The 25201-nt window shown below is 63.9% G+C and carries 21 protein-coding genes; 6 read left to right on the forward strand and 15 right to left on the reverse strand.

All coding sequences use genetic code 11. From position 1 onward, the window contains the following. Positions 1–80 precede the first annotated feature (80 nt). Positions 81–884, forward strand: a complete 804-nt coding sequence (locus ACFPN5_RS01645) for an alpha/beta fold hydrolase (RefSeq protein ID WP_379779424.1) — start codon at positions 81–83, stop codon at positions 882–884. Further along, entirely contained in the window at positions 881–2461 is a 1581-nt protein-coding gene (locus tag ACFPN5_RS01650; RefSeq protein ID WP_379779426.1) for a hybrid sensor histidine kinase/response regulator, read from the forward strand. Before ACFPN5_RS01645 ends, ACFPN5_RS01650 begins: the two co-directional genes overlap by 4 nt. 56 nt (positions 2462–2517) lie before the next feature. Here the strand turns inward: ACFPN5_RS01650 and ACFPN5_RS01655 are convergent, their stop codons facing one another. Then, positions 2518–4740, reverse strand: coding sequence for a hybrid sensor histidine kinase/response regulator (locus ACFPN5_RS01655; RefSeq protein ID WP_379779428.1), 2223 nt, complete (start codon positions 4738–4740; stop codon positions 2518–2520). 170 nt (positions 4741–4910) lie between these two features. Between ACFPN5_RS01655 and ACFPN5_RS01660 the strand changes: the two genes are divergently transcribed. Beyond that, positions 4911–7055, forward strand: a complete 2145-nt coding sequence (locus ACFPN5_RS01660) for an ATP-binding protein (RefSeq protein WP_379779803.1) — start codon at positions 4911–4913, stop codon at positions 7053–7055. 1 nt (position 7056) lies between these two features. On the opposite strand, the gene ACFPN5_RS01665 is transcribed toward ACFPN5_RS01660, so the two are convergent. From ACFPN5_RS01665 to ACFPN5_RS01690, 6 genes are read right to left on the reverse strand one after another with little or no spacing between them, the layout of a single operon-like run. Then, entirely contained in the window at positions 7057–8130 is a 1074-nt protein-coding gene (locus tag ACFPN5_RS01665) for an AI-2E family transporter (RefSeq protein ID WP_379779430.1), read from the reverse strand. 30 nt (positions 8131–8160) lie between these two features. Then, a complete protein-coding gene (locus ACFPN5_RS01670) occupies positions 8161–8760 on the reverse strand; it encodes an SCO family protein (protein WP_379779432.1) in 600 nt (199 codons plus the stop codon). Positions 8761–8775: 15 nt separating this feature from the next. Beyond that, the gene (cyoE, locus tag ACFPN5_RS01675) at positions 8776–9666 is read right to left on the reverse strand and encodes a heme o synthase (protein WP_379779434.1); all 891 of its coding nucleotides are present in this window, start codon (positions 9664–9666) and stop codon (positions 8776–8778) included. Next, positions 9663–10811 carry a COX15/CtaA family protein gene (locus tag ACFPN5_RS01680; RefSeq protein WP_379779436.1) on the reverse strand — a complete coding sequence of 383 codons (1149 nt, stop codon included), beginning with the start codon at positions 10809–10811 and terminating at the stop codon, positions 9663–9665. Before ACFPN5_RS01680 ends, cyoE begins: the two co-directional genes overlap by 4 nt. A 3-nt stretch (positions 10812–10814) precedes the next feature. After that, entirely contained in the window at positions 10815–11384 is a 570-nt protein-coding gene (locus tag ACFPN5_RS01685; protein WP_379779438.1) for an SCO family protein, read from the reverse strand. Between the two features lie 37 nt (positions 11385–11421). Further along, a complete protein-coding gene (locus ACFPN5_RS01690; protein WP_379779440.1) occupies positions 11422–12180 on the reverse strand; it encodes an SURF1 family protein in 759 nt (252 codons plus the stop codon). A gap of 38 nt (positions 12181–12218) precedes the next feature. Here ACFPN5_RS01690 and ACFPN5_RS01695 point away from each other — a divergent pair, with 38 nt between their 5' ends. Continuing rightward, positions 12219–12419, forward strand: coding sequence for a twin transmembrane helix small protein (locus tag ACFPN5_RS01695; protein WP_379779442.1), 201 nt, complete (start codon positions 12219–12221; stop codon positions 12417–12419). 66 nt (positions 12420–12485) lie between these two features. Here ACFPN5_RS01695 and ACFPN5_RS01700 read toward each other — a convergent pair whose 3' ends face one another. The 6 genes from ACFPN5_RS01700 to ACFPN5_RS01725 form a co-directional block, all read right to left on the reverse strand. After that, entirely contained in the window at positions 12486–13367 is an 882-nt protein-coding gene (locus ACFPN5_RS01700; RefSeq protein WP_379779444.1) for a cytochrome c oxidase subunit 3, read from the reverse strand. A gap of 58 nt (positions 13368–13425) precedes the next feature. Further along, a complete protein-coding gene (locus tag ACFPN5_RS01705) occupies positions 13426–13647 on the reverse strand; it encodes a DUF2970 domain-containing protein (RefSeq protein ID WP_379779446.1) in 222 nt (73 codons plus the stop codon). Then, complete coding sequence (locus ACFPN5_RS01710) at positions 13647–14201, reverse strand: cytochrome c oxidase assembly protein (protein WP_379779448.1); 555 nt, start codon at positions 14199–14201, stop codon at positions 13647–13649. Before ACFPN5_RS01710 ends, ACFPN5_RS01705 begins: the two co-directional genes overlap by 1 nt. A gap of 116 nt (positions 14202–14317) precedes the next feature. After that, a complete protein-coding gene (gene ctaD / locus ACFPN5_RS01715; RefSeq protein WP_379779450.1) occupies positions 14318–15919 on the reverse strand; it encodes a cytochrome c oxidase subunit I in 1602 nt (533 codons plus the stop codon). A 33-nt stretch (positions 15920–15952) separates the two neighbouring features. Beyond that, the gene (gene coxB / locus ACFPN5_RS01720) at positions 15953–17140 is read right to left on the reverse strand and encodes a cytochrome c oxidase subunit II (RefSeq protein ID WP_379779452.1); all 1188 of its coding nucleotides are present in this window, start codon (positions 17138–17140) and stop codon (positions 15953–15955) included. Positions 17141–17534: 394 nt separating this feature from the next. After that, the gene (locus tag ACFPN5_RS01725) at positions 17535–18425 is read right to left on the reverse strand and encodes a methyltransferase domain-containing protein (RefSeq protein ID WP_379779454.1); all 891 of its coding nucleotides are present in this window, start codon (positions 18423–18425) and stop codon (positions 17535–17537) included. A gap of 116 nt (positions 18426–18541) precedes the next feature. Here ACFPN5_RS01725 and ACFPN5_RS01730 point away from each other — a divergent pair, with 116 nt between their 5' ends. Beyond that, positions 18542–19273, forward strand: a complete 732-nt coding sequence (locus ACFPN5_RS01730; RefSeq protein ID WP_379779456.1) for a phosphoribosyltransferase family protein — start codon at positions 18542–18544, stop codon at positions 19271–19273. Between the two features lie 52 nt (positions 19274–19325). Further along, positions 19326–19796 (forward strand): tRNA (uridine(34)/cytosine(34)/5-carboxymethylaminomethyluridine(34)-2'-O)-methyltransferase TrmL, encoded by a 471-nt coding sequence (gene trmL / locus ACFPN5_RS01735; protein ID WP_379779458.1) that lies wholly within the window; start codon positions 19326–19328, stop codon positions 19794–19796. A 59-nt stretch (positions 19797–19855) separates the two neighbouring features. On the opposite strand, the gene ACFPN5_RS01740 is transcribed toward trmL, so the two are convergent. Together ACFPN5_RS01740 and ACFPN5_RS01745 are read right to left on the reverse strand one after the other, a co-directional pair. After that, complete coding sequence (locus tag ACFPN5_RS01740; protein WP_379779460.1) at positions 19856–21166, reverse strand: DUF4382 domain-containing protein; 1311 nt, start codon at positions 21164–21166, stop codon at positions 19856–19858. A gap of 74 nt (positions 21167–21240) precedes the next feature. Then, positions 21241–25086: a TonB-dependent receptor gene (locus ACFPN5_RS01745; protein WP_379779462.1), complete on the reverse strand. Its 3846-nt coding sequence runs from the start codon at positions 25084–25086 to the stop codon at positions 21241–21243. Positions 25087–25201: the final 115 nt, after the last annotated feature.

The following is a 25201-nucleotide window of genomic DNA, read 5'->3' on the forward strand; positions in this document are numbered from 1 at the left end:
GTGCTCAACCGTGCGACCGCGCGCGGCGGCTATAATGCCCGATTCATGACATTGCCGTCTCGTTAACTTTGGAAAACAGCATGAGTGTACATACCCGCCACAACGTGTCCATTTCCGGGCGCGGCAACGCCACGATGGTCTTCGCGCACGGTTTCGGCTGCGACCAAGCTATGTGGCGCCTGATGACGCCTGCCTTCGAGGAGCGGTTCCGCATCGTCAGGTACGATCTCGTGGGCAGCGGCGGTTCCGACCTGTCCGCTTATGACCGCAACAAGTACGGCACGCTGCACGGCCACGCCGCCGACCTGCTCGAGATCGTCGACGCCTGCGCCGAGGGGCCAGTGATCTTCGTCGGCCATTCGGTAAGCGCGATGATCGGCATGCTGGCCACGATCCAGGCGCCGCAGCGCTTCGCCGCCCAGATCATGATCGGCCCGTCGCCCTGCTACATCAATGATGGCGACTACATCGGCGGCTTTGGCCGCAGCGACATCGACGAGCTGCTCGACACGATGGACTCGAATTACCTTGGCTGGTCGAGCAACCTGGCGCCGGTAATCATGGGGGCGCAGGACCAGCCGCAGCTGGCGGTCGAACTCACCACCAGCTTCTGCCGCAACGACCCCGAGATTGCCCGCCACTTCGCCAAGGTGACCTTCCTATCGGACCATCGCGCGGACGTGCCTAAATCGACGCCCCCTGCATTGATCCTGCAGTGTAGCGACGACCTGATCGCCCCGCGCACCGTCGGCGATTATCTCTACCGCCACCTGCCGAGCAGCACCCTGCACGTGATCGAAAACATTGGCCACTGCCCGCACATGAGCGCACCGAGCGCGAGTTCGCAGGCGATCAACGATTTCCTGGCCGCGAACCTGCGATGACAACTAGCGTGGCGCTGCCTGCGGTCGAGGTGCTGTACGAGCAGGCCGGCTGCGGCCTGCTCATCACCAACACAAGCGGGCTGATCCTGCGCGCCAACGCGACGCTGTGTGCCTGGCTCGGCTTCGAGTCAGACGAGCTGGTGGACCGAGTACGAATCCAGGAGCGGCTGCCGGTCGGGGCGCGGCTGTTCCACCAGACCCATTGCGAGCCGATCCTGCAGATGCAGGGCTCGCTGGCGGAGCTGCAGGTCGAGTTGTTCGACCGCCAGCAGCAGCGCGTGCCGATGCTGGCCAACATCGCGCGGCGCCGCCATGGCGACACCTTGCTCGACGAATGGGCGCTGTTCGTCGTCAAGGACCGCCGCTCGTATGAACGCGAACTGCTGACGGCACGCAAGAGCGCCGAGCGCGCCCTTGCGGCCCAGCTCGAGGCCGAACAGCAACTGCGCGCGCTGAACGCCGAGCTGTCCGATGCCGACCGCCGCAAGGACGAGTTCCTGGCGACGCTGTCGCATGAACTGCGCAACCCGCTGGCGCCCATGCGCAGCGCGCTCGAGGTGCTCAAGCTCGGCCGCACCGACGCCCCTCCACCGGCGCGCTTGCTGGCGGTGTTCGACCGCCAGCTGCATCACCTGACGCACCTGGTCGACGACCTGATGGATATTTCGCGGATCACCCAGAACCGGATGGAGCTGCGCCGCGCGCCGGTCGCGCTGGCCGGAATCCTGCAGAGCGCGGCCCACGACGCACAACCCCAGATGACGGCAGCCGGGCACGCGCTGAGCGTCACCCTTCCCGATCCGGATCTGGTGGTGAACGCCGACATCACGCGCCTGACCCAGGTGGTCGTCAACCTGCTGACGAACGCGGCCAAGTACACGCCCGACGGCGGCGCCATCGCGCTGCGCTGCTGGCACGAGGACGGACAGGCGCTGATCGAGGTACGCGACAACGGCATCGGCATTCCGCCCGAGGCGCTCGACAGCGTCTTCGGCATGTTTTCCCAGCTTAAGCCGGCACTCGACCGCTCCAAGGGCGGTCTTGGCATCGGCCTGGCCCTGGTACGCGGCATCCTCGCTCTGCACGGCGGCAGCATCGGCGCCCACAGCGACGGCGAGGGCCGCGGCAGCACCTTCACGGTACGCCTGCCGCTGGCAATCATCCCTGCGCGCAGCCAGGCCGCGACAGCGGCCGTGCCCGGGGCCACTGCGCCCTTGCACCCGAAGCGCATCCTGATTGTCGACGACAATGTCGACGCCGCCGACACCCTGGTCATGTTCATGGAATTGTATGGTTGTGCAGCGCGCGCGGTGCACACCGGCGGGGCGGCACTGGAGGCCCTTGCCGAATTCGCTCCGGAAGTAGCGCTGTTCGACATTGGACTGCCCGACATGAACGGCTATGAACTCGCGCGCCGGGCGCGCGCCCTGCCCGGCGGAGCCGGCATGCTCCTCATCGCCGCCACCGGCTGGGGCCAGGAAGCGGACAAGCAACTGGCCATGGATGCCGGCTTTGACCATCACCTGACCAAGCCCATCGATTTCGACAAGCTGCGCTCCTTGCTGGAGAACGGCTGAGGGCAGCCGGCAAATTCACCAGGCCGATGCGTTCGTCCGTCCCAGCGCGCGTTCCTCTATGCGGAAGGCGCGGTGCGTTCCAACAGCTCGTCAATCGTGGCCACCAGTTGCTCGATCGGTACCGGTTTAGCAAGGTGCCGGTCGAATCCCGCACCAAACGCCTTGTCCCGATCCATCGCCTGGCCATAACCCGTTACCGCAACCAGCTTGATCCCTGCCGTATCGGCTGACTTGCGCAGACTGGCCGCGACCTCGTATCCGGAGATGTCCGGCAGGTCGATGTCGACCAGGGCGATGTCGGGCCTGATGGCGAACGCGGCCGCTATGCCGCTTTGGCCGTCCTCGGCCACCTGGACGGCGAAGCCATGCTCCGACAGCATCAGGAACATCATCTCGCGCACATCGCGGTTGTCCTCGACGACCAGGATGCGCGCGCTGCCTTCCCGGAGGGGCGCGGCGCCCGGGTCTGCCGCCTGCGGCGCAGCGCCGGCCAGCGGAAAGCGCAGCGTGAAGGTGCTTCCCTGGTTCAGGCCGCCACTTGCGGCCCCGAGTGTCGCCCCGTGCTGTTCAGCCAGGGCATTGACCACCGCCAGGCCGATGCCAAGCCCGCCCTTGGTCCGGTTGACCACCTGCCCCTGGACGAAGACATCGAATGCGCGCTCGAGCAGCTCGGGCGTCAGGCCAATGCCGGTGTCCGCGATTTCCAGTAGCGCTGCCTCGTCCTCGATGCGTACGGTCACCGTCACCTTGCCGCCGGCCGGCGTGTATTTCAGCGCATTGTCGATCAGGTTGGCGATCATCTGCTCCAGCCGGGTCGGGTCCGCTTCAACCATCGCCGGCGCCAGTTCCGCCGCTACCTGGTGCGTCTTCATCGCGCCGCGCGCCTCGAACGAAGCCAGGCAGGCCTCGACCGCCGATGCCAGGTCGAGGGGTGTTCGGCCCAGGGTGATCTTGCCGTTGAGGATGCGATGTGCATCGAGCAGTTCGTCCACCAAGTGCGTCAGATGCTGGGTCTGGCGCCCGATGATGGCCTTGACCTTGGCCGTCCGCTCACCGTCGATGCCTGGCATGTTCAGCATGGTGACGCCGGAGGCGATGGCGGCCAGCGGGTTGCGCAGTTCATGGCCAAGCATGGCGAGAAACTCGTCCTTGGCCCGATTCTGTTCTTCCGCGATTTTCTGTGCACGCTCGGCATGGACGCGTGCGCTCCTGGCTTCTTCCAGGCTCTGCTGCCTGACAGCTTCTCCCGCCACCAGCATGTTGCCCGCCCGGTGCAGCGCCAGTTGCAACACGTTCATCTCGTCGACACGCAGGTCGACGACAGGCGGCACCCGGTAATCCGGCAGCGATCTGGCGGCCGCCGATGCGTGGTCGATCGCGCCCACCAGCCGCCGGCTAAACAGCACGGCGCCGCCGACGGCGAGCACGATGGCGATGATGAACCCGGCCGCGGTCAGCAACACGGTATGCACGGCCGTTCTTTCGATTTCGCTGACCGGAACGCCGACGCCGACCGTCCATCCCGTGATGTCCGAGCGCTCCCACGCGCCATACATCTCGATGCCATCTCGGGTATAGGCGCGCGACAGGCCTTCGAAGCCGGCCAGGATGGTTTTCAGCCGTTCTTGCCTGGGTGGCAGGCCGACGAATTTTTCCGGGCTGATGTTGCGCGCGATCGTGATGCCCTGCTTGTCGAAGGCCGAGATCAGCCAGGAAGCTGGAATGTTTCTTGTCGGGAGAATCCTGGTGAGCTGTTCCGTATACATCCACTCGTTTACGACAACGCGCCGCCCGTCGCGCAGGGTCACCGGAAATTCCACGCTGACCACATACTTCCCGGTCGCGCTTCCTTTGATGAGGTCGCTGTACACCGGCACGCCCCCAGCGATGACCTTCCGAACGCGCTCCTTCGCAAGCGCATTCGGCGCCGCGATGCGCGTACCGTAAGGGCGCACCGTGTTGAATACCTGCTGTCCGTTCTCGTCCAGCAGCGCCGCATGGATGGCGCGGTTCTGGTTGGACGCTTTGGCCTGGGCATAGAATGCTTCGAACTTGCCTTCGTACAGGTTGCGGGAAGTGGCCAGGGTTTGTGCCGTCGCCATGGCGAACGTCGCCTCGCGGTCCATGACATTGACCGATGCACGGGCGAGTTCCTGCATGCTGCGCAGCGCCGCCTCGCGCTCGGCCGTTAACAGCATGTTGAGCACGACGGCGGAGAACAGCACTGTCGGCACGAGGATGGCCGTCACCAGCAGTGCGATATGCGACCTGACTTTCATGGATTCCAAACAAAAGATACTGGCGAGAAAAGACAGCCATTATTGCAGAGTGCACGCGTGCTCGTGCATACAAATCCTCCTGCCTGGCATTGCTTTTACCCTTATCCAACGGAAACAGGATGCCCGTATATCCAAGGGTATAATCTGCGACCATTCATGAAAGCTTGACCGTGCCTTCCTCGATCCGCCCCCCGCTCCTTTCGCATCTCCAGGACGTCTGCGACAACGCGACCGTTGCCCTGTTCGTCATGGACGAACGGCAGTGTTGCGTATACATGAATCCTGCGGCGGAGGCACTGACGGGATACCGTCTCGACGAGGTCCAGGGCGCTCCCCTGCACGATTTCGTGCACCATACCCATCCGGATGGGACCCCCTACCTGCTCGAGGAGTGTCCTATCGATCGGGCAGCGCCGAAAAACATGCAGGAGCATGGAGAGGAAATCTTCGTGCACCGGGACGGCTCGTTCTATCCCGTCAGCTTCACGGCCAGTCCCGTGCGCCGCGACGGAAAAGTGGTCGGTACGGTCATCGAGGTGCAGGATGCGCGCCCACACCTGCAGCAGGAACGGGAACGGGACGCGTTGCACGCCATCGGCTCGCTGATCCTGCAGGAACTGAGCCACGAAAAGATCGTGCAAGCGGTGACCGAAAAGGCAACGGAGTTGACGGGCGCGCAGTTCGGCGCCTTCTTCTACAACGTCCGCAACGAAGAGGGGGAAAGCTATACCCTCTACACAATTGCCGGCGTGGCGAAGGAGCACTTCGACAAATTCCCGCTGCCTCGCGCTACCCACTTGTTCGGGCCGACCTTCCGGGGTGACAAGGCCATCCTGAGCGGCGACATTCGCCTCGACCCGCGTTATGGAAAGATGGCGCCTCACTACGGGATGCCCGAGGGACATCTGCCAGTGCGCTCTTACCTGGCTGTGCCGGTCAGTCTCGGCAATGGCGAGATTGTCGGCGGCCTGTTTTTCGGTCATGCGGAACCCGATCGCTTCACGGAAAGCCATGTTCGCCTGGTGGAAACCCTGGCAGCCCAGGCTGCCATCGGCCTGAACAAGGCGTCGCTGTACCAGGAGGCCCTGTTTGCCCGCCGCCGCGCCGAACAGGATGCGCTGGAAAAGCAGAAGCTGTATGAAGAGGCGGCGCGCGCCAACGAGGCGAAAGACCATTTCCTGGCCACCGTCTCGCATGAATTGCGCACGCCCCTGACATCCATTCTCGGGTGGGCGCAGATGCTCACGTCCGGCAAGCTCGACGGGCCGATGCGGGAGCGGGCCATCACCACGATCGAACGCAATGCACGGATGCAGGCGCAGATCGTCGAGGACCTGCTCGATATTTCCCGTATCGTGAATGGCCAGCTTCGCCTGAACGTGCAGCTGTTCTCGCCGCACATCTCGGTCGATGCGGCGATCGAGGCATTGCGGCCGGCTGCGGTTGCAAAGGACATCGACCTGCGCCAGATTATCGATCCCTCGGCCAGTCCCATTTCGGGGGACCCGGAGCGGCTGCAGCAGATTGTCTGGAACCTGCTGTCGAATGCGATCAAATTCACCCCGAAAGGGGGGCATGTCGAACTCACGCTGAAGAAGGTGGACTCGAACGTCCAGATCCTCGTCAGCGACAATGGCGCCGGTATTCCGCCCGACCACCTGTCCCGCATTTTCGATACCTTTACGCAAGTCGATCCGAGTGCGACACGCAAGCATGGCGGCCTGGGCCTGGGCCTGGCGATCGTCAGGAAGCTCGTCGAGCTACACGGCGGACACGTGCAGGCCTCCAGCGCAGGCGCAGGCAGCGGCTCGGTATTCACCGTGAGCCTGCCCCTTGCGGCCATCACTGCAGAAAGCCATGCGCCCGCCAGCCCGGAGCCGCCCGGCCAGTTCGCACTGCCGGCCGATACCACTGCATTCGGTCTGGCCGGCGTCACCATCTTATTGGTGGAAGACGATGACGATGCCCGCAACATGCTGGCATCAGTTCTCCTCAGCGCCCATGCCAATGTCGAAACTGCTTCAAGTGCGCAGGAAGCGCTGGCGCTCTACGACGCCCTTCGGCCCGACCTGGTCGTGAGCGATATCGGCATGCCGGGAATGGATGGGTATGAGTTCATTGCGGAGTTGCGCAGGCGCGAGCGGACGACGGGACAAGCCAGCGTCCCCGCCGTGGCGCTGACCGCGTATGCCAGGGTACAGGACCGGATGCGCGCCTTGACTTCCGGGTTCCAGATGCACGTGGCCAAACCTGTCGAGCCGGCGGAATTGCTGACGGTGGTGTCGAGCCTGCGGTCCTGGAAGCTGCCCCAATAAGCTAGGCTTCCTGCTCGCCCTGCGGCTTCACGATCGGATCGCGCGTCCCGGTCCATTCGCTGATCAGCGAATACCCCACGGCCAGAAGCACCGGCCCGATGAACATCCCGACGAAGCCGAACGCGATCACCCCGCCTAGCACCCCCAGCAGGGTAAGCAGGAAGGGCAGGCTCGTGCCGCGGCTGATCAGCATCGGCCGCACCACGTTGTCGACGCCGCTGATCAGGAACACGCCCCAGACGATCATGAAGATGCCCCAGCCGGTGCTGCCCTGCGAGAACAGCCAGATCGCCGCCCCGCCCCAGATCATCGGCGGGCCGACCGGAATGAGCGAGGTCAGGAACACCAGCACCGACAGCAGCGGCACCGCCGGCACGCCGGCAATCGAAAAGCCGATCGCCGCTACCAGCGCCTGCGCCAGCGCCGTGCCCAGCAAGCCGTACATGACGCTGCGTGTGGTCTGGCCGACGATGTCCGATACCGCCTGCGCGCTCTCTCCCATCGCCTTGGTCATCATCGCCGAGGTGACGGTAATCAGCGAGTGGCCGTCGCGGTACAGGAAGAAGCTGACAAAGGCCGCCAGGCTCATCTGCACGACGCCGCCCCCTAACATCAGGCCGCCCGCCATCAGGTACTTGCGCGCCGGCTCCACCATGCGCTGCGCCAGTTCCAGCATCTGGTCGCGGCTGGCCACGAGCTGGCGCAGGTAGGTGTCGAGCGTTTCGCCGACGAAGGGCACCTGGCGCACCCACTCGGGCGGCAGCAGCTCGCCGTGCTCGATCGCATCGCGCATGTGGCCGAAGGTGGTGGCGACATCGTCGGCCAGGTTGTAAGCGACGCTGGCCAGCGGAATGATGACCAGCAGGGTGAGACTGAGCGTCATCGTCAGGGCCGCCAGCGAGCGGCGGCCCTTCATCCAGAACAGGACCCGCAGGTACATCGGCCAGGAAGAGATGACGACGGCAGCGGCGAACAGGATCGCCGGCAGGAAGGGTTTTAAAACGAAGAGGCAGCCCAGCGTGAGCAGGACGACCGTGGCGATGCGGGTGTAATTGCGGCCGGGGCGCTGTTCCATTCCTTGGACGTGCGTGATGTATTTACACCATCATAACAGCTGGCGCAGGTCGTGGACGATCGGTGCCGGGCCCTGGCCGTGGCGCAGGAACAGGCGCACCCTGCCCTCGCGGTCAAACACATAGCTGCCGGCCGTGTGGTCGACCGTGTAGCTGCCCGGTTCCGTGCCCTTCACCTTCGCCACGAACACCTTGAATTCCTTGGCCGTCTGCGCCGTCTGCTCGGGCGTGCCGCGCAGGCCGAGGAAGCGCTTGTCGAAGGCCGGCACGTATTCGGCCAGCAGTTGCTGGGTGTCGCGCTCGGGGTCGAGGGTGACGAACAGGACCTGTACCTCGTCGGCGGACGGTCCGAGTTCCTTCATGACGGCGGCCATCTCGGCCATCGTGGTCGGGCACACGTCCGGGCACTGGGTGTAGCCGAAGAAGAGCACGACGAGCTTGCCCTTGAAATCGGCCAGGGTGCGCGGCTTGCCGGTATGGTCGGTCAGCGAAAAGCCCTTGGCGTAATCGAGCCCGGTCAGGTCGGTGTTCTGGAAGGCAGGCGGTTTCGAGGACAGCTTGTCGCAACCGGCGGCCAGCAGGGCCAGCGAGAGCATCCCGGCGGTCGCCAAGGCGGAAATCAATTTTTTCATGTCAGAACCGGCGAATTAAAACCGAAAATAATGGTCGACGAGGAGCGCCGCGAACAGCAGCGACAGGTAGACGATCGAAAAAGCGAAGGCCTTGCGCGCCGTCTGGTCGGTGTAGTGCTTGTGCACGCGCCAGGCATGGCGCAGGAACAGCACATTGAGCACGACTGCCGACACCAGGTAGATCAGGCCGCTCATGCGCACCGCGAAGGGCAGCAAGGTGGTCGCGAACAGCGCCAGCGAGTACAGCCACACCTGGTGGCCGGTATAGGCCATGCCGTGGGTGATCGGCAGCATCGGCAGGCCAGAGCGCGCGTAATCGTCGCGCCGGTACATCGCCAGCGCCCAGAAGTGCGGCGGCGTCCAGACGAAAATGATCAGCACCAGCAGCCAGGCTTCCATCGGCACCTCGTTGGCGACCGCCGCCCAGCCCAACGCCGGCGGCATGGCGCCCGACAGGCCGCCGATGACGATGTTCTGCGGCGTGGCCGGTTTCAGGTAGATGGTGTAGACGACCGCATAGCCCACAAAGGTGACGAAGGTCAGCCACATCGTCAGCGGATTGACGAGCGTGTACAGGACCAGCATGCCGAGGCCGCCGATGATGCCGGAGAAGACCAGCGTCTGGTTGCGCGTCAGTTCGCCGGTGGAGGTGGCGCGGCGCGCGGTGCGCGCCATGCGTGCGTCGATCTCGGCCTCGATCAGGCAGTTCACCGCAAAGGCGGCGCCGGCCAGCAGCCAGATGCCGGCAGTGCCGGCGATCAGCACGCGCCAGCCGGGGAAGCCGTCGGTAGCGAGGAACATGCCGATGACGGCGCAAAACACGGCAAGCTGGGTGACCCGTGGCTTGGTCAGCGTCCAGTACTGGGCAATGCGGCTTAGCGGTTGGAGGGCGGTCTGGGTGGTCATCGATACGAGTTCGCAAGGGCGTCCGCATTCGCGGGACGGCGCTGCGACACTTCGAGTAAGGTCTTGACCTTGTAGTTTAACATGGTCACCAGCACGACAAGGACAGCGGCCCCGGCGTTATGCAATACAGCAATGGCGAGCGGGAAGTCGAAGAACACTGTCGCCACGCCCGTGAAGAGTTGCGCCAGCAGGGCCAGCGCCAGCAGGCGCCCAGTGCGCCGCAGCGCCGGCTCCTGCCATGCACGCCAGGCCGCCCAGCCCAGCACCAGCGTCACCAGAATCGCGAAGTTGCGGTGCACCCAATGAATCGCCACCAGGGCCGGAAACTGCAGGTAGTCGCCGGCCGCCGTCATGCCGAGTTCGCGCCACAAGGTAAAACCGTGCTCGAAGTCCATTTGCGGCACCAGCTGGCCGTCGCACAGGGGGAATTCGTCGCAGGCCAGGGTGGCGTAGTTGGTGCTTACCCACCCGCCGAGGGCGATCTGCACCACCAGCACGACGGCGGCCAGCAACGCCAGCGTGCGCAGCCCACGCAGGCTGGCCGGTGCACGGCTCGGCGCCAGGGGCGTCAACAAGCGGTTCTCGTGCTCGCCCAGCCACACCAGCATGGCCAGCAGCAGCATGCCCAGCAACAGGTGGATGGTGACGATGACCGGCTGCAGCTTGAGCGTGACGGTCCAGGCGCCGAAGGCGCCCTGGATGCAGACGAACACGAACAGCGCGATCGGCATGGCCGGGGCGAAGGCTTTCTGGTGCGTCTTGCGCCACTGGCGGATAGCCTGGAACATCAGCGCCATGATCAGCACGCCGATGCCCATCGCCAGGTAGCGGTGGATCATCTCGATCCAGGCTTTTACCTGCGTCACCGGCCCGGTCGGCATCGCCGCTTCCGCCGCCGCGATCTGCTCGTGGGCGATGAAGGGATTCGCCGCGCCATAGCAGCCCGGCCAGTCCGGGCAACCCAGGCCCGAGTCCGTCAGGCGGGTAAAGGCGCCGAACACGATCAGGTCGAAGGTGAGGAAGGCCATCACCCAGACCAGCTTGCGGTACTTGTTGGCGTCGGCAGATAACCAGACCATGGTCAGCGGAATGCTGGCCACGAACAGGCCCATCAGGGCCAACTGGAACAGGGTGCTTGCTGCCATGCTTTATCCGATCGCCGAGGCTTTGAGCAGCTTGGCGAGGTCCTTGTGCACGCGGCGCGGGTCCGGGTCTTTCGGGAAGCGCATCATGAGGTTGCTGCGCGGGTCGATCAGGAAGATGTGGTCTTCCAGCTTGCCGCCCTGCTCTACCGGCAGCCACCTGGTCAGCGCCTCGGGCGGCACGCGCAGCATGTGCATGTCGTCGTACTGGCGGATCAGCATGGTGTCGACCGGTTCCTTGTCGGTAATCAGCCAGACCCGCTCGACGCGGTCCATGTTCTTGCCCTGCATCGTGCGCCACTGGCGCATCGCGAACAGCTGCTTCAGGCAGGCCTCGTCGCAAGCGCCGCCGCCGACCTTTACCATGACCCATTTGCCGGCGTACTGCTCGAGCGACTCGGGACGGCCGTCGAGCGTGGTGCTGGCCAGCTTCGGCATCGGATGCGCGCGCTGGTCGATGAAGGCGCCATAGTTGGTGCGCCCGGTCGGCTTGATGATGTAATAGGTGACATAGGAAGCGATGATCGGCGCCGCGCACACCAGCAGCAGCGCCAGCAGCTTCAGGCGCCCCGACATGCGCCGCCGTTGTGGATTCCCACTGCTCACTTCATGCTCAGACAACTTGTTTTCTTCCACTTCTGAATCCCGTTATCACGAAAAATAAAAGGGCCATCGCCGCCAGCGCATACCACTGGAAGGCATAGCCATGGTGCTTGTCGACACCGCTGGCAGGCAGTGGCCAGTCACGCGCCACCAGGTCGCCCGGCGCGCTGCCGCCCGTCTGCTGCACGAAGAAGGACTGCAGGCGCAGCCCGCTTGCGCGCGCCACCTCGTCGACCGTCAGGTTCTGCACGATGGCGCCGGGTTTGAGCGCGCCGGGCGTACCGAGCTGCATGACATTGCCGGCGCTGGCCGTGGCGAGGCCCTCGATCGTGGTCGTTCCGCCCGGCGTGGCAAAGGCCGGCAGGCGCGTGTACTCGGTCGGGTCGCGCGGCAACCAGCCGCGCAGCACCAGCACATGTGCGTCCGAACCCGCTATTTTAAACGGCATTGCAAGGTAGAAACCGGCCCGCCCATTCTGCGGTCGGTTATCGAGGAACAGCGGCCAGTTCGCCACCCATTCGCCCGTTACCCGCACCCGTCGGTATTCGATTTGCGTCGGGTGGACTCCTGAGTCCACGCGGTCGTACCCAGGCACACTACCATCGCCAAGCACCAAGGGAGCCGCCGCCGCCCGCTCCGCCATGCGCTGGGAAATCGCCAACTTCTCGTCAGCCCGCCGCATCTGCCAGTTCCCCAGGGCTATCCCCAGGGCCACCAGCAGCACCGTTGCCACAAACGGAATGGTCCTAAAACGAAATGCCAAACGCATTACAATGAAACCCCATTTTCGATACCGCCGGGCCGACCATGAAAATCCTCGTTGCCATCGCCTTCATCCTGATCATCGCCAGCCTCGGCTCGGCGCTGTTCTTCCTGATGAAGGACAAGGGCCGGAGCAACCGCACGGTGCACGCCCTGGCAATGCGCGTCGGCCTGTCGATCACCCTCTTCCTGATCCTGCTGGCGTCCTACAAGATGGGCTGGATCCAGCCGACCGGCATCCGCTAACCACCAATAACACGGGGACAGCCACTGGCGTGGACTGTCCCCGCTTCAACCTGCACGACAGCTAAATTACAGCCAGTACACGACGACGTACAGTCCCAGCCACACGACGTCGACGAAGTGCCAGTACCAGGCCGCGCCTTCGAAGCCGAAGTGGTTGTCAGCCGTGAAGTGGCCGCGCAGCACGCGGTACAGGATCACCGACAGCATGATCGCACCCAGGGTCACGTGGAAGCCGTGGAAGCCGGTCAGCATGAAGAAGGTCGAGCCGTAGATGCCCGAGGTCAGCTTCAGGTTCAGGTCCTGGTAGGCGTGCATGTATTCATAGACCTGGAAGCCCATGAAGATCGCGCCGAGCAGGATGGTGGCGGCCAGCCAGATTGCCGTGTTGCGGCGGTGGCCGGCGCGCAGCGCGTGGTGCGAGATGGTCAGCGTCACGCCCGACAGCAGCAGCAGCGCGGTGTTGATGGTCGGGATCGGGAACGGGCCCATCGTGTTGAAGCTTTCAACCACGCCGGCCGGGCCGGTGTTGCCCCACTGGCCGGCGAAGTCGGGCCACAGGACCTTGTGGTCGAGGTCGGCCAGCCAGGGCATGGAGATCGCGCGGGCATAGAACAGCGCGCCGAAGAAGGCGGCGAAGAACATGACTTCCGAGAAGATGAACCAGCTCATCGACCAGCGGAACGAAAGGTCGATGTTGCGGCTGTACTGCCCCGATTCCGACTCGCCGATGGCCTCGCCAAACCAGAAATACAGCACGGTCAGCATCGCCACGATGCCGGCGATGCAGACCGCCGGCCCCCAGGATGCGCTGTTGACCCAGGCGGACGCGCCGACCATCGTCACCAGCATCGAAATGCCGCCGGCCATCGGCCACATGGAAGGGCCCGGCACAAAGTAATGCGGCGCGCTGTGTGGCGCGGAATGCGGCGCGGTGTTTGGCAAACTCATCTTCATCTCCTAAATCAATCTTCTTTGAATTGGGCTGCTGAAAAAACTTGTTGATGCTTTACTGCGCGACCGCCACCCTGACCAGCAGCACCAGCACGCCGATGAAAATTGCCAGGCCCAGGAAGGCGGCGATGATCACGTGGAACGGACTCAGGTTCGCTGCGTCATCCTCGTAATCGCGGCGCTTGCGCACCCCGAAAAACGACCAGAACACCGCTTTCATCGACGCCAGGAACGATGCCTTGCGGCGCGTTTGCGGCGGCTGCTTATCCGTGTCCATCAGTTGGCCGCCACCGCGCCGCCGATTTCAAAGAACGTGTACGACAGGGTGATCGTCTTCACTTCCTTCGGCAGCTTCGGGTCGATGAAGAATACCACCGGCATCTGGCGCGCTTCGTTCGGCTTCATGGTCTGCTCGCGGAAGCAGAAGCACTCCACTTTCTTGAAGTGCGGCGTCGCCGACTGCGGCGCATAACTCGGGATCGCCTGTGCCTTCACCGCGCGCGGCTGGGTGTTCACGACTTCATACATGACGGTGGCCAGCTCGCCCGGATGCACCTGGATACTGCGCGTCGTCGGGCGGAAGCGCCACGAGCCTTGCGAGTTGCCGTCGAGCTCTACCGTGATCGTGCGGCTGGTGTCGACCTGGGTATTCGCCGGACGCTCGACCGTGCCGTCCTGCTGGGTCAGCACGTTGATGCCGAGCACTTCGCACATCTGCCGGTAAACCGGCACCAGCGCATAGCCGAAGCCGAACATGGCGACCGCCACCACCACCAGCTTGCCGAAGGTGGAGCGGTTCAGGCGCAGGCGTTCGCTGGCGGTGTAGCTCATGCGTAGCTCACGTCACATCCAGAGGCGTTTGAGGATGACCGCCGCGAAGAAGAACGCGGCAATCACGCACAGCACCAGTGCCGTTTTTCGGTTGTTGGGCTTCCTCGAGGGATTCATCACTTCACCAGCGGTGGATTCTCGAAGGTGTGGAACGGCGCCGGGCTCGGCACGGTCCACTCCAGGCCCTCGGCGCCTTCCCATGGTTTCGCTTCGGCCTTGGCGCCGCCGCGGATGGTCGGCAGCACCACCGCGAACAGGAAGTACACCTGCGACAGGCCGAAACCGAAGGCGCCCACCGAGACGATCATGTTGAAGTCGGTGAACTGCACGGCGTAGTCGGCGTAGCGGCGCGGCATGCCGGCCAGCCCGAGGAAGTGCATCGGGAAGAAGGTCACGTTGAAGGTGATCAGCGACAGCCAGAAGTGGATCTTGCCGCGGCCTTCCGGATACATGTGGCCGGTCCACTTCGGCGCCCAGTAGTAGAAGCCGGCGAACAGCGCGAACAGCGAGCCGGCGACCAGCACGTAGTGGAAGTGCGCCACCACGTAATAGGTGTCATGGACCTGGATGTCGATCGGGGTCACGGCCAGGATCAGGCCGGTGAAGCCGCCCATCGTGAACACGAAGATGAAGCCGACTGCGAACAGCATCGGCGTCTCGAAGGTCATCGAGCCCTTCCACATCGTGGCCACCCAGTTGAACACTTTCACGCCGGTCGGCACCGCGATCAGCATGGTGGCGTACATGAAGAACAGCTGCGAGGTCACCGGCATGCCGGTGGTAAACATGTGGTGCGCCCAGACGATGAAGGAGAGCACGGCGATCGAGGCGGTCGCGTAGACCATCGAGGCGTAGCCGAACAGCGGCTTGCGGGCAAAGGCCGGGATGATCTGCGAGACGATGCCGAAGGCCGGCAAAATCATGATGTAGACCTCGGGGTGGCCGAAGAACCAGAAGATGTGCTGGTACATGACCGGGTCGCCGCCGCCGGCGGCGTTGAAGAACGAGGTGCCGAAGTGGCGGTCGGTCAGGGTCATGGTGATCGCGCCTGCGAGCACCGGCATCACGGCGATCAGCAGGAAGGCCGTGATCAGCCAGGTCCAGCAGAACATCGGCATCTTCATCAGGGTCATGCCGGGAGCGCGCATGTTCAGGATGGTGACGATGATGTTGATCGAGCCCATGATCGACGAGGCACCCATGATGTGCATCGCGAAAATCGCCATGTCCATGCCAGGGCCCATCTGGGTCGACAGTGGCGCGTACAGCGTCCAGCCGGCGGCGGTGGCGCCGCCCGGCGAGAAGAACGAGCCTGCCAGCAGGAGCGCCGCTGGCGGCAGCAACCAGAACGAGAAGTTGTTCATGCGCGCGAACGCCATGTCGGACGCGCCCACCTGCAGCGGGATCATCCAGTTGGCGAAACCGACGAAGGCCGGCATGATCGCGCCGAACACCATCACCAGGCCGTGCATGGTGGTGAGCTGGTTGAAGAACTCCGGACGGAAGAACTGCAGGCCGGGCTGGAACAGCTCGGTGCGGATCATCAGCGCCAGCACGCCGCCCGAGAGCAGCATGATGAACGAGAACCAGAGGTACAGGGTACCGATGTCCTTGTGGTTGGTAGCGAACAGCCAGCGCCGGGCGCCGGTCGGCATCTCGTGCGCGTGGTCGTGCCCGTGATGGTCGTCGTGAGTATGGTCGAGAGTGCTGGTAGTCATGTCAGTATCCTGGAAACAATCTTACTTGCTACGTTACTTGCTACGCGCAGCCAGAACCTCGGCCGGTTGAACGATGTTTTCCGCAGCCTTGTTCGACCAGGTGTTGCGGGTATAGGTGATGACGGCGGCAATCTCGCTGTCCGACAGCTGCTTCCAGGCTGGCATGGCCGAGGCGTAGCGCGGCGTGTCCTGGCCATTGAGCAGCACGTCGATCTGCGGATGCTTCGGACCGTTGACGATTTCGGCACCGTCCAGCGGCGCGAAGGCGTTCGGCACGCCCTTGCCGTTGGCCTGGTGGCAGGCCACGCAGTTGGCGGCGTAGACCTGCTCGCCCTTGGTCTTCAGTTCGTCGATGGTCCAGACCTTGGTCGGATCGTCCGCCAGCGCGGCCATCTTTTTCTGCTCGCCGGCAACCCAGGCGGTGTAATCCTCGGCGGAGACGACACGCACGACGATCGGCATGAAGGCGTGGTCCTTGCCGCACAGCTCGACGCAGTTGCCGCGGTAGACGCCGATCTTCTCGGCCTTGAACCAGCCGTCGCGCACGAAACCGGGAATCGCATCCTGCTTGATGGCGAAGGCCGGAATGGTCCAGGCGTGGATCACGTCATTGGCGGTGAACACCATGCGGATCTTCTTGCCGACCGGGACCACCATTTCGTTGTCGACTTCCAGCAGGTAGTTTTCGCTGCGTGCTTCGGTGGCCGGCACCCCCGGCTCGCCGACCTGGGTGCGCGGGGTGGCCAGGTTCGACAGGAAGCTGATGCCCGCGCCTTCGCCGTTCAGGTAGTCGTAGCCCCATTTCCACTGCATGCCGGTCGCCTTGATGGTGAGGTCGGCGTTCGAGGTGTCCTTCAGCTCGATGACGGTCTTGGTGGCAGGCAGGGCCATGCCGATGACGATCAGGAAGGGCACGATGGTCCAGGCGATTTCGACGAAGGTCGATTCGTGGAAGGTGGCAGCTTTGTGGCCGCGGGACTTACGGTGCTTGAACACCGAGTAGAACATGACGCCGAAGACGGCGACGAAGATGACGAGGCAGACCAGCATCATCAGGTTGTGCAAGTCGTAGATGTCCGCGCCGATACCAGTTACCGGAGTCTGCATATTCAACTGGTATTCCACCGGCCGCCCCGTGATTTCCGGGGCTGCCAGTGCCGGGATACTGGTCGATACCGCGAGACCGAGCATCAAGGCGTGAAGTCGCTTTGCATATGTCATGAATTGTCCCCAACCACCAAATATAAGAATATTCTTAAACGGTCAGCAATTCCATGAACGAACCGCCGCCGCTCCGAAACCAGTGCAAGCATGGCTCCCGACGGCGCGGCGTGTGGACGCGCAGCAGGTTGAACCATGTGCGTCCACCAGCAACTGCAACACACTGATGGGGCGCGAAACTTGCTGATGCTGCTTTTTTCAATTTTCTATTTTCTTGGCCGTTTTGCCTAGTTCTTAAGCGTTTTAGGCGGTGCGGGGCGAAAAAATAGTCATTGATTATACTCAAATCGCTAATTTTTATTCAAGGAAAATTACTGCCACACACGTGTTATTTCGTGCGTTCGGGCATCGGCTGTTGCCATTAGGGTGCTAATGCCTCGTAGGGTGGACCACCCTACGGCTTACGCGGCTGGAACCGCACGATCGACTCCCCTGCCGCCGTCGTCTTCGGCACCGGCCGGAACGCGTGCCCGTAAATCACCTCGAAGGTCAGCGGGATTTTCCCATCAGCCCCGCGCCCGGCTTCGAGCGCATCGACCATCCGCGCCCAGGCCGCGCGCCCGATCAGTCCGCGGCGCCGCGTTGCCAGGGGATTGCCGCCGATTGCCCGCACGTCCGCCAGCAGCGCCTCCACCGTGCCGTAGGTGACGGTAATGCGCTCGGCATCCATCACCGGCGTCGAGAAACCGGCCTCCACCAGCTGGTCGCCGAAGTCGTGCATGTCGACGAAAGGCAGCGTATGCGGCGTTTCGTCCAGCGCGGCAAAGGCGGCGCGCAGCTCCTTGAAAGTATCGGGACCGAAATTCGAGAACATCAGCAAGCCGTCGACACGCAAGGTGCGGCGCCATTCGGCGAACACGCGGTCGGGCTGGGGATGCCAGTGCAGCGCCAGGTTGGACCATACCAGGTCGAGCGAGTTCGGCCCGAATGGGAGGGTACCGAAGTCGCCGCACACAAGATCGACGCCGGCCTTGGCCGGCATCAGGCGGCTGAGCATCTGGTTGAGCGAGCGCAGCGCGGGCGCCGGGGCCTTTGCACCGGCCAGCATGCCTGCCGAGGCATCGAGCCCGACGATCTGGGCTGCCGGATAGCTCTTCTGCAAGGTGGCGAGGTCTGCCCCGCCGCCGCAGCCGGCATCGAGCACGCGCTGCGGCACGATTTTTACGATGCTCAGCCGCTCATGCATGCGTTCCGCGATCTCGCGGCGCAGGAAGTCGGCCGCGGCCACGCGATCCGGTTCCGCAAACAGCGCACGCACGCGCTGCCCGTCAATCGGTGCGCTCATTTTCGATGGGGACGAGGGAGAAGCCATATTCCTGTTGCGTTCAAATGAGATAATGGCGGGAGTGTACATGTTTGTAGGGATGCGAGCCGATGCCGGGGCACCTGGAACGATGGACGATGCGCTGGCCGCCCGCGCTGACACGCAGACTGGTGAATGCGCTGCTGCCCTGCTCCTGCGCGCTGTGCGGCGAACTGGCGGCGCATGTCGTCTGCGTCCACTGCCGGGAGCGCTACGCCGCCCCAGGCGGCTTGCGCTGCGCCTGCTGCGCCAATCCGCTCGGGCCTGCAGCAACTGCCGGGCAGCGTTGCGGCGGCTGCCTTGCCGAGCCGCCCGCATTCGACGCCACCGTTGCCGCCGTCGACTACGGGGCGCCGCTCGACGCGCTGGTGCGTGGCCTGAAATTCGGCGCCCAACTGCCGCTGGCGCCCTGGTTCGGCCAATTGCTGCGCGATGCCGTACTGATGCAACCCGGCATGACGCTGCCGGAGGTGCTGTGCCCGGTGCCACTGGGACCGCGCAGGTTGCGCGAGCGCGGCTTCAACCAGGCGCTCGAGATCGCCCGGCCGCTGGCGAAGGCGCTCGCCATCGAACTGCAGCCGCGCCTGGCGGCGCGCGTCGTTGAAACGGTAGCGCAGTCGGGCGTAGCGCCCCGTGAACGCGCCGGCAATATCCGCGGCGCGTTCGCGGTGCCGCCCGCCATGGCGCACCTGGTGCATGGCCGCCATGTCGGCATCGTCGACGACGTCATGACCAGCGGGCATACACTGAACGCGCTGGCGGCCGCACTGAAGGCGGCCGGCGCGGCGCGCGTCTCGAACCTGGTGTTCGCCCGGACGCCGCCGTCTTGACGACGTCTTGACGCGCCGTCCTGACGCCATATTCATTATTGAGGAGAGTTACTTGTTTCACGTCGTCCTGGTCGAACCCGAAATCCCGCCCAACACGGGCAACGTCATCCGCCTGTGCGCCAACACCGGCGTGCAACTGCACCTGATCGAGCCGCTCGGCTTCCCCCTCGACGACGCGAAAATGCGCCGCGCGGGGCTGGACTACCACGATTACGCGACCATGAAAGTGCACAAGGACTGGGACGCGTACCTGGCTGACGCCAGGCCCGACCCGTCGCGCATGTTCGCGCTGACGACCCACGGCTCGGCGCCATTCGCGCAGGCGGCGTTCCAGCCGGGCGACGTCTTCGTGTTCGGCCCCGAGTCGCGCGGCCTGGCCCCAAGCCTGCGTGAAAGCTTCCCGCCCGCCCAGCGCATCCGCCTGCCGATGATGCCGGACAACCGCAGCCTGAACCTGTCGAACACGGTGGCGGTGGTGGTGTACGAGGCCTGGCGCCAGAACGGCTACGCCGGCGGCGCCTGATCAATAAAAACCCCGGAAGCCGCACGGGCCTCCGGGGTTCGGTCACTGAAGCTCAACGATCAATAGAAGATGATGTTGGCATTGGTGACGTTGCCGGCGCTGGCGTTGACGTCGCTCGTCGCGGTCGCGATGGGCACCCCGGTCGAGTTGGTACCGAAGGTGGTGACCCTGCTGTAGCCGGTTGCCACCGCTTCGACCCGGTAGCGGCCCGCAGCCGGCGTGGTGGCGGCGTTGGCGAAGGTCAGCGGCAATGCCGGCTTGTACAGCGCGTAGCGCAGCGACGAGCGCGGCAGGTCGGTCAGCGTGTAGTTGCCGCTTGCCTGGTCGACCGGTTGGAAGCGGTAGGTGACGACCGTCACGGGAATGCCCGTGGCCGCGTTGGCATTGATCGACTGCGAGGCCGCCACGTAGGTGCCGGTGTCCGGCGCCTGCTTGCCGGCCGCATAGCCGATATTGCCCGAAATCGTGCTGGTGACGCTGGTCGTCGGCGCGATTGGCGCGGCGACCGTGGACACCGCGACCGTGGTGCCCGCAGTGACCGGCACCTGCCCAACCACGGTCGTCGTACGCCCCTTGGCGGTGACGACGACGTCATAGTTGCCGGCCGCCAGGCGCGGCAGCATGAATTCGCCAGTGGTCGGATTCGGCACGGTGGTGGTATGGCTGATGCCGCCCTGCTGCGCGGTGATGACCACGTCGCTGGCCAGCACCGCCTTGTCGATGTAGCCGGTGATGCCGTTCAGTGCGCTAGGAACGACACGTGGGCTTGGCCGCAGCAAATAGGCCGTCCCGCGCGGCTGGACCGCAGTGCAGGCGTCGAAGTCGAACACGACATTGGCCTTCTGGCCCGATTCGATCTTCAGGTCGATCGGCATCTTGAGGCCCTCGCTCGACAGGCTGGCCGGGGTTTCCAGAATCAGAGGCGCGGCGCTCGCGGCGGCGCCCCTGAGCTTGATGGTGTTCGGATTCTGGTTGGCGGCGACCGGGGTCTCGATTACCAGGCGCATCTGCGTATAGATGCCAGGCGGCAGCGCGAGGTCGCCGAAGTTGATGGTGGCGCCGCTCAACACGCTTTGTGCGTTGAGCAGGTTGACCTTCCTCGCCGGCGAGAAGGTCAGCTCGGTCCAGCCGCTCGAGGCAGCCGTTGCCTGGAAGTCCTGGTGGAAGCGGATGCGGGCGATGCTGACATTGACTTCGTCCAGTCCGCAGGATGGCGCATCGGTCATGGCGGCGACGTTGATCGTCCCTGCGGTCGCAAGCGGGACTTCGATCGGCGCATCGTCGCTGCCACCGCCGCAGGCGGCCAGCGCGGCTGCGGCAATCGCAGTCATGGCGACGGTACGGGAATAACGGAAGAATTGTGGTTTCATGAGTGTCTCGTCTGTTTTAGCTGTTGTAGTGCCGCCGGGGCCGCGCGCTCACGCCGGCCCCGGCGGCAATCCTCTTACTGCCCGCCGAACTTGAAGTTCACGCCTGCCATGTAGGTGGCGCCGGCGAACGTGTCGTTGTACACGTTGGGCGTACCGTCGGCGAATTGCGAGTAGCCGCCGGTGTCGCTGCCGGTATGGATCTTGCCCAAGTTGCGTGCCTCGGCGAACAGCTCGACGCCGTTCTTGAACTTGTAGGCGATCTTCGCATCGACGTAACGCGTGTCCAGGCGGAACACCGGTGTGCCCGGGAAGTAGGGCGGGAAGCGCACGGTGGTCATGCCAACGGCCGGATAGTTGTTGATCGATGAACCGTTGCAGCCGGACGTGCACGAGAAGGTGCTTGCCTTGATCTGCAGGCCGACGCGCATCGACAATGCGCCATCGTCATACCAGACCGACGCATTCCACGAGTGGCGGGGTTCGCCAGCCACCGGCAGGATATCGCCGGTGATCAGGTCACGCATCGCCGCGCCTTCCAGGGACGACTTGTTGCGGGTGTAGTTCGCATCAAGGCCGGTATAGCGCAGGTACCACGGCAGCGCGGTGAAGCCCAGCTTGGTCGACACCTCGAAGCCCTTGCGGGTGAACGGCAACTGGTTGGTCCAGCGGCGCATCGCGAACGGAAGATCGGCCAGCGAGGTGCCGGTCTGCGGGTCGATGGCGTTGGAACCGGCAAACGGATACACCTCGTCGAGCGTTTCGATCAGGTTCGGGAAACCGATGATGCCCTTCTGCTCGTAGATCGAGCCGGACACCATGATGTCCTTGTTGGCATACCATTCCAGCGACAGGTTGCGGTTGTAGTTGGTCAGCGGCTTGAGCTCCGGGTTACCCATGATGTCGGTGCAGCGCGTCAAGGCATCGCCTTCGGTGCCGTCTTCGTCGGCCTCGACAGTGCCACGGCCGTCGTATTCGCAGGTGCCGTTCGGAATCAGGCGGCCGCCAGGCGGACGACCGATGGTCTTGCCCCAGTTGTAGCGCAGCACCAGTTTGTCCGGAATGATCCAGGTGTTGAAGTTCAGCGATGGCAGATAGTCAGTCGTGGTCGCATTGATCGCGGTTTCCCTGCGATAGATACGGGTCGAGATGCCCGCCGCGTTATTCCGATCCAATGGATTGTAGGAAGCGGTCGGCACGATCGAGCGGAAGGTCAATTGACCGCTGCCCACCACCTTGGTCTTTACGGCACGCACGCCGAGGTTACCGTCGAACGACACGCCGAATGGGAACGCGCGCTGGGTGAACGGCAAGCGGTCGACTTCGAAATTGGTCATCACGTAGCCGGCGTCGACCTGCTCCATGATCGAGTTCTTCGGCTGGTCGTAGACCTTGCCGTCACTGCCCACGCAGGACTTGATGCAGTCGAGGTTGTAGTTCTGTACGCCGAGGATCGAGTACGCCTTGTCGATGTCGAATTCGGTCCAGCCATTGATCAGGCCTGCCGGACGATCCGGGTCGCCTTCGTAGAACTGCGCCGTCGGCTGCTTCGTGTAAGACTGCTGGAAGAAGTCGCGGTACTGTTCCGGGGTGAGCACGATCGTGCCCTGGCGCGAGTTGCTCGGGTTCGTGCTTGGGGTGTAGCCGTACTGGCACGGACGGCCACCCGGAGCCAGTGAACCCGGCGTGTCCTGGCAGACCTGGAAGTTCGAGCGCAGGTTGTTGGTCGACAGGTAGATGCCAGGGGTATAACCGGCGGTGCCGAATGTGCCGACCGGGTCCTGGATCGTCGGGCCGCCAGTGTTCCAGGCATCGTAGCCGCTCTTGCGCCGGTTATAGCCAACCTTGATCGACGGAACGAATGGAATGTACTCGTCCGTGGCGATGATCAGGTCGAGCTTGGCGGTCTTTTCGTAGGACTCGTTGATGCGCGGATTCTGGAACAACAAGTTCGTCGAGTTGCCCGTGAGCGGCAACTGGGCCCCGGTATAGGCAGGGCTGGCCGGCGCGGTGGCGCTGGCGGCGGAAGCTGCCACGCCGGCCGACTGGGCCAGGCTCAGCCAGTTGTTCGGGTTGCTCAGGTCTACCGAGTTGTCTGGCGTGTAGTTCCAGATACCGTTCGGCAGCACCTTTGCCGTCGTCGGGCCAAGGTAGGCACTCTGGCTCAGGCGCTTTTCGTAGCGGTAGAAATCCGACTTCGAATCGCCCAGCATGAACTCGGCGCGCAGGATGCCCTTCTTGAACGTGCCGCCGGCCTGGGTATAGCTGGATTTGGTGCCGGTGGTGATCGTCGTGTTATCGACGCCAAACAGGCCGTCTGAAATCTGGAAGCTGGTGAGGTGATGGTTCGCATCCACCACAACCGAGCCCGGATTAATATTCGACACGGCGCCATTCAGTCCAGGGGTCGTGATGACGCTGCCCGACGTACTGCCACTGCGGTAAGTCAGCTCGTTGGGATAGAGGAAGTAGCCGGATGCCGGGTTGGCGGTGCGGACGCCGCCCGTGCCGTTAGGCTGCACTGCCGTCGTGTCGATCGAAGGTCCGCCGTTGAAACCGTTCGGCCCGCGCACAAATGCGTTGTTCGCCGCAGACACGCCAGGGCTGCCGTAATTCATGTTGGTGCTGTACGAGACGACGTCGCCCTTGCTGCGGCTGTGCTTGGCATAGACGGTCAGGTTGTCGTTGACCTTGAAGTCCAGGCGGATATCGCCGCTGACGCGGTCATCGTTCCAGCGGTTGACGAAATAACGGGTGTTGTTCGGTACCCAGTCGTTCCATTGGCCCAGGCAGCTCTGCAGCGCTTGCAGCGTGATGTTCTGGGCATTGGTGCGGCCGTTATTGCCGGTGCCAATCAAGGCAGCCGTCGCTGCAGGAAGGATAGGGAATTTCTGATAGCACTCGGCCTTGGTCTTGGCGGCAGCCGACCCTTCGAGCACGTCCTTCGGGGTCATGCTGACCCAGCTGCCCAGTGCCGTATTACTGTACGGCGAGGTGTAGAACGGCGTGGTGGATGCCGCGTCGTTCAGGTTGAGGGTATCGGGCCGCAAGGCGACGGTTTTTTCCGGCGAATTGTCGAAGTCCATCGGCCGGGTCTGGCCAACCTGACTATTGGTGCCGCCCTGGTCGATCTTGTGGGCTTCCTGGTTGACGCTGCTCTTCGAGACGTTCACGAGCACGCCCAGGCGGCCATCCATGAACTTCTTGACGCCGACCAGGTTCAGGTTCGGGTTGACCTTCTTGTTGAGCGAATTCTGCTGGCCTGCCACGCGCACCGACAGATAGTCCTTCTTGAAGTCGAGACCGCTACGGGTCGTGATCTTCACGCCACCGCCGAGCGAACCTTCGGTCATGTCGGCGGTCGATCCCTTGATCACGTCCACGCTCTTGATCAGGTCCGAGGAAAGCTGGCGCATTTCGACCGAGCGGCCGCCCGAGGTGTCGGCGCCTGCGGTGATACCGCCCAGCATGTCGGCGCCGCCGGCCTGCTGCACGCCCTGGCCGTCGAGTTCGACGCGGGTCAGTTCCGGTCCATTGCCGCGGATCGACACGCTGATGCCCTCGCCGAAATCGCCGCGGTCGACGGCCACGCCGGCGACGCGCGAAATCGCGTCGGCCACGTTACGGTCGGGGAAGGCGCCCACGTCTTCGGCAACGATCGAATCCTGCGCGGTATCTGCGCGTTTCTTGCGCGCGATGGCGCTGCGCTGCGATTCGCGCGCGCCGATCACCAGTACCTGCTGCACACCCTCAGCGGCGGCCTCGGAGCCTGCCGCCGCGGTTGCGGTCCCGGCAGTTGATGTCGCCGCAGGCGCGGTTTGTTGTGCAGCCGCCGGGCCACTGGCCACCAGCGTGGCCAGGGCCATCGCGACAGCCTGGGTCAGGCGTTTTATCGGAAATACATCATTGGAATACGGCGTCATCTCCACTCCTCGTCGGTATCGTTATGGTGCGCCTGGCTTGTTAAGGGCTCGCCAGCGTCTTTGAAACTTGTTGCCGGCAATCGCATGCATGCACAACAACAATTCATCGACGACG

It is taken from the genome of Massilia niabensis (genome assembly GCF_042655085.1).
GTDB lineage: Bacteria > Pseudomonadota > Gammaproteobacteria > Burkholderiales > Burkholderiaceae_D > Telluria > Telluria niabensis.